The sequence below is a fragment of the Candidatus Krumholzibacteriia bacterium genome (genome assembly GCA_029865265.1).
Lineage (GTDB): Bacteria > Krumholzibacteriota > Krumholzibacteriia > WVZY01 > JAKEHA01 > JAKEHA01.
In genome coordinates, this window is sequence record JAOUHG010000086.1 from 1 (window position 1) to 3,861 (window position 3,861).

At 64.6% G+C, this 3,861-nt stretch carries 6 protein-coding genes; 3 read left to right on the forward strand and 3 right to left on the reverse strand.

Features of this window, described 5'->3' with window-relative positions; translation table 11 throughout:
- The first annotated feature begins 71 nt into the window (after window positions 1-71).
- Window positions 72-194, forward strand: a complete 123-nt coding sequence (locus OEX18_15775) for a CcmD family protein (GenBank protein ID MDH4338721.1) — start codon at window positions 72-74, stop codon at window positions 192-194.
- A 74-nt stretch (window positions 195-268) separates the two neighbouring features.
- On the opposite strand, the gene OEX18_15780 is transcribed toward OEX18_15775, so the two are convergent.
- The 3 genes from OEX18_15780 to OEX18_15790 all read right to left on the reverse strand — a co-directional run bounded on the left by OEX18_15780 (window position 269) and on the right by OEX18_15790 (window position 1,863).
- Window positions 269-487: a BrnA antitoxin family protein gene (locus OEX18_15780; GenBank protein MDH4338722.1), complete on the reverse strand. Its 219-nt coding sequence runs from the start codon at window positions 485-487 to the stop codon at window positions 269-271.
- 92 nt (window positions 488-579) lie between these two features.
- Window positions 580-1,137, reverse strand: a complete 558-nt coding sequence (locus OEX18_15785) for a hypothetical protein (protein ID MDH4338723.1) — start codon at window positions 1,135-1,137, stop codon at window positions 580-582.
- Between the two features lie 78 nt (window positions 1,138-1,215).
- Entirely contained in the window at window positions 1,216-1,863 is a 648-nt protein-coding gene (locus OEX18_15790) for a hypothetical protein (GenBank protein MDH4338724.1), read from the reverse strand.
- Between the two features lie 196 nt (window positions 1,864-2,059).
- Between OEX18_15790 and OEX18_15795 the strand changes: the two genes are divergently transcribed.
- Complete coding sequence (locus tag OEX18_15795) at window positions 2,060-2,926, forward strand: sigma-70 family RNA polymerase sigma factor (GenBank protein MDH4338725.1); 867 nt, start codon at window positions 2,060-2,062, stop codon at window positions 2,924-2,926.
- A gap of 74 nt (window positions 2,927-3,000) precedes the next feature.
- Window positions 3,001-3,861 (forward strand): tetratricopeptide repeat protein (locus OEX18_15800; protein MDH4338726.1); only part of this gene is annotated, 861 nt, incomplete at its 3' end.

A 3,861-nucleotide genomic window follows, 5' to 3' on the forward strand; every position in this document is an offset into this window, starting at 1 on the left:
CGGCGCGTGGCGGTGGAGAGAATGAAGATGCTGGTCGACGACCTGCGCGAGCAGGCGGAAGGAGCCCGGTCATGACGTGGTTGTTCGCAGCCTTCGCGGTGGTATGGATTGCCGTTTTCGCCTACCTGGTCCGCATCGGCAACATGCAAAAGAAACTCGAAGACGAACTCGCGGCGCTCAAGGGCAAGAAGTAGGCTTCCTTGCGAAGGCGCTACACCCGCTTCGGAATACGCTGACGCCGGAAGTCCCCTCCGTCTGCCTTACGGAGCTATGATGCCCAGTCGAAGGAAGGGCGCCGTCCGGATACGACGCAATCACGCAAGTACAGATTGATCAAGTTCTGGTAGGGGATGCCGGTCTCCTCCGCGAGCTGTTTGAAGTAATCGAGCACGTCCATCCCGACTCGGATTGTGATCTGCTTCTTGAGCTGCTTCGTATAGGGGTTCTTGCGGCCCTTCATCTTGTCAAAATCATATTCTTTTCTCATGCTTTTCTTCTCCGAGCATAGCTCTTGCGTTCCCTCTGTCCGCTGCGCTCCGACGCGCTGTCCAGCTGTAATCCGCAGCAGAGACCAGCACGCTAGCGATAGAGAGCCTTCACGTGACCCCATGTGGAGGTTTGGACCGGCACCGGCTCCGGGCATGGGCAGGTTTCGTTTGGGTTTACGACGAGCGCACCCCCCGCGACCTCATACATCTCGAACGAGCAACCGCTCGCTTCAATGAAGCCGAAGCCTGGGTATGCGCTCGCCCGCACGAAACTGCACTGCGACGAGGTTCCAAACAGCTGATACGTCGCGCGCAGAATTGAGACGTCACCTGTTCGGCAGGCCTGGTAATGGATTGCAATTCCGTTCGGGGACGTGCCAACAGCGGACATCCCCGCGGGCACGACGTCTTGTACCCAGGATCCGGCAAATCCCGGTGACGCAGTTAGCTGGAAGCTTATCAAATAGGCATCATAAGGATTGGTGTTGTGCACGATGAACACCTCCCCAAGGCGTGGCTCATTGTCGGCGAGCGTACACTGTGTCGAAGCAGCGTCGCTGTAGAGAGAAATCCGACCAACCAAAGCCGGGTTAGCCGAGCCAGCAGTCGGCAGGCAGGCGAGGAATACGGTGCAGAGTACTCGTTTCATAGCTATCCCTCCGAACTGAACGCGGCTCACGGGAGCGCTGTCTCAACCACTATAGCAACTCGGCATATGGCGTGAACGCTAACAACTATGACCGTAGTGCGCGCCGAACCTGGCAAAGTCCGCCAGGGTAATTGTTCCGTATGGGATCGCAAAGTCGTGGCACGCGAAGTATGGCTTGGGCGGCGACTCGTAGCTGGTCCCGAAGAACGCAAAGTCCGCACTCGAAACCAGCAGATCCGGCGGCCCGCCCGCGGGGTTCTTCTGGTCGGGTGAACGCGTGGCGATGGGGAGGCAAATCGGCGCACAGGCGCCATTGCCAAGAACGATACCCTGGACGACCACGCGCACGCCAGCATCGCACCCACTGCCGGCAAGCGTCCCCGTGATCGTGGTCATGCCATTTTCATCCGTCGGCGCGGTTGCGTTTATGGAATTGGCACCGCCGCAGAGCGAAATCAGGTCGTTGCAGCCGATCAGCCAGAAGTCCTCCGGCGGGATGTTCGGAACCGGGGTTTGATCGACCACAACCGTGACGGTAATGGTGAGCCCGGCGTCGCCCAATACGTCGCCATCACCCGCCGGGCAGATGAAGTGCATACCTGCGGCCGATGTCGCGGTGGACTGACACGGATCGGGAATACTGAAGCGGGCCGGTGCGGAGGGCACATCGGCCAGCGATGCGGCAAACACAACGGCCACGAACACGAAGACGAGCGAGCGTTTCATGGCAGCCTCCTTTGACACAGGTCAGAAGGGGTTCGGGTTGGCGGCCATTTGCCCGGGAGTATACACCCGCCGGCTCGCCGCCGTGAACCGGCCGGCCCAATCCCGCCTTGCCCCGGCCATCCAGGAGACCTACAATACCCGTGTACACATTCCGCTGGCACCCCATCTGATCCAGCGGGGGAATGGTCATTCCACATTGAGACCGGGTAAGCCCAACCCCAGGAAATCCCCCGCGACCGCGGCTGAACGCGAGTCACGCCTGCAGGAGGATCTCGCCCTCATCGAGATGATCCTCGGCGGCTCGACGGCACACTGGCACGCCTTCGTCGACCGCTACGCGGGGCTCATCTACAGCGTGGTGCGCCGCCAGCTCTTCGTCGAGGACGAGGACGAGGTCCGCACGGTCTTTGCGGACATCCTCGAGGCGCTCTACCACGGCAAGCTGGCCGAATTCCGCGGCAGTTCCGAACTCTCTACCTGGCTCATCGTGGTATCGCGCGGCAAGGCGCTCGACCACCTGCGCCACCTGCAGGGCCGGCGCAAGATGCCGCAGGGCTACGAAACGCTCTCTACTTTCGAGCAGCAGGTATTCCGCCTCCACCACGTGGAGGGGCTGGGCTTCGACGCCGTCATTCACTCGCTGCATTCCGCGGGGCTCCCGGCCAACGCCGAGATGGTGGCCCACGCGGTGCTCAAGATTGGCGGCGCGCTGGACAAGCACTACCTGCGCCGCCTCGAGTCCGAAGCCAAGGCGCCCGCTCTGGGTGTGGTGTCGGGGCGGCTTCTGGACTACATGACCCACGCCAGCATCGAGCGCGACCGGGCCGACGAGCGGCCGGACGCCGGGCTGGAGCGGGAGGAAATCGAGAAGCTGGCCGAGCGCGTGCGCGAGCTGCTGGGCGAGCTGTCCCAGGAGGAGCGCGAGGTGGTGCGGCTGCGCTTCGAGGAGGGCCTGACGGCCCAGCAGATCGCCGACCAGCGCGGCCTCAAGGGTCAGCGGCGGGTCTACACCATTCTGGACGGTGCGCTGCGCAAGCTGCGCCGCCTGCTGGAGCGGGAGTGAGACCCGGTAATCCAGAGGCGGAATCCGTCTCTTGAAGGCGTAACCAGCCTGCCCGGAGCGGGCTTGAAGGAACTATGACCGAACTCCACCTCACCGACGAGCAGCTCGCCTCCCTGGCGGACGATTCCCTGGCCGGCGCCGATCGGGGTCTCCTGCTGGAGCACCTGCGGTCGTGCCCGGCATGCCACGAGGCGTTCCGGGACACCGTTCGGTATCGTGCGATGCTGCTTTCGGATGCGTCGGTCTTCCGCGCGCCGGACGATGCCGTCCGCGCCGCCCGCCGCATTGGCGAATCCCGCCGCCGCACCGAGTCCCGGGCTCTCCCGGGGGTACGCTGGCTGCTGACCCCGGGCAGGCTCGCCGGGCTCGCCGCGGCGGCCCTGGTTGTCACCGCCGTGGGGCTGTGGCAGGCCGGCTACGGACCGATGAGGAACGACTACCGCGACGTGTTCCAGCCGCTGCGCCAGGCGGCCGTGAACGCCTCCTCGGAGGGCTCCATCGTGCTGCCCGGCACCGAGGACGTCGCCGCCACGTCGGCGCCGCTGTACCGCACCGGCCGGGTGGAGCCCAACGCGGCCATCCAGGCCGCGCTCAGCGAGCTGATGGGGGCCTACCAGGACCGCCCCAGCCCGGACATCGCCCACTGGCTCATCTCCGGCTGCCTGGCCACCGGGGATGTCGAGCGGGCCTCTATCTACGCCCGCGACGCGCGCCTGCGCTTCCCGGCCGACACCCGCTTCACCGTGCTGGATGCCATCGTGGCCTACCGCTCCGACGATATGGAGCGTGCCGAGCGCCTGCTCCAGTCGGCCCTCGAGAGCGACCCCGAAAACGGCGCCGCCATGCTCAACCTGGCGCTGGTCCAGTACGAGACCGGGCAGCTGGCCTCGGCCCGCCGCACCCTGGAACTTGTGCGCACGCACTTCCCCTGTTCG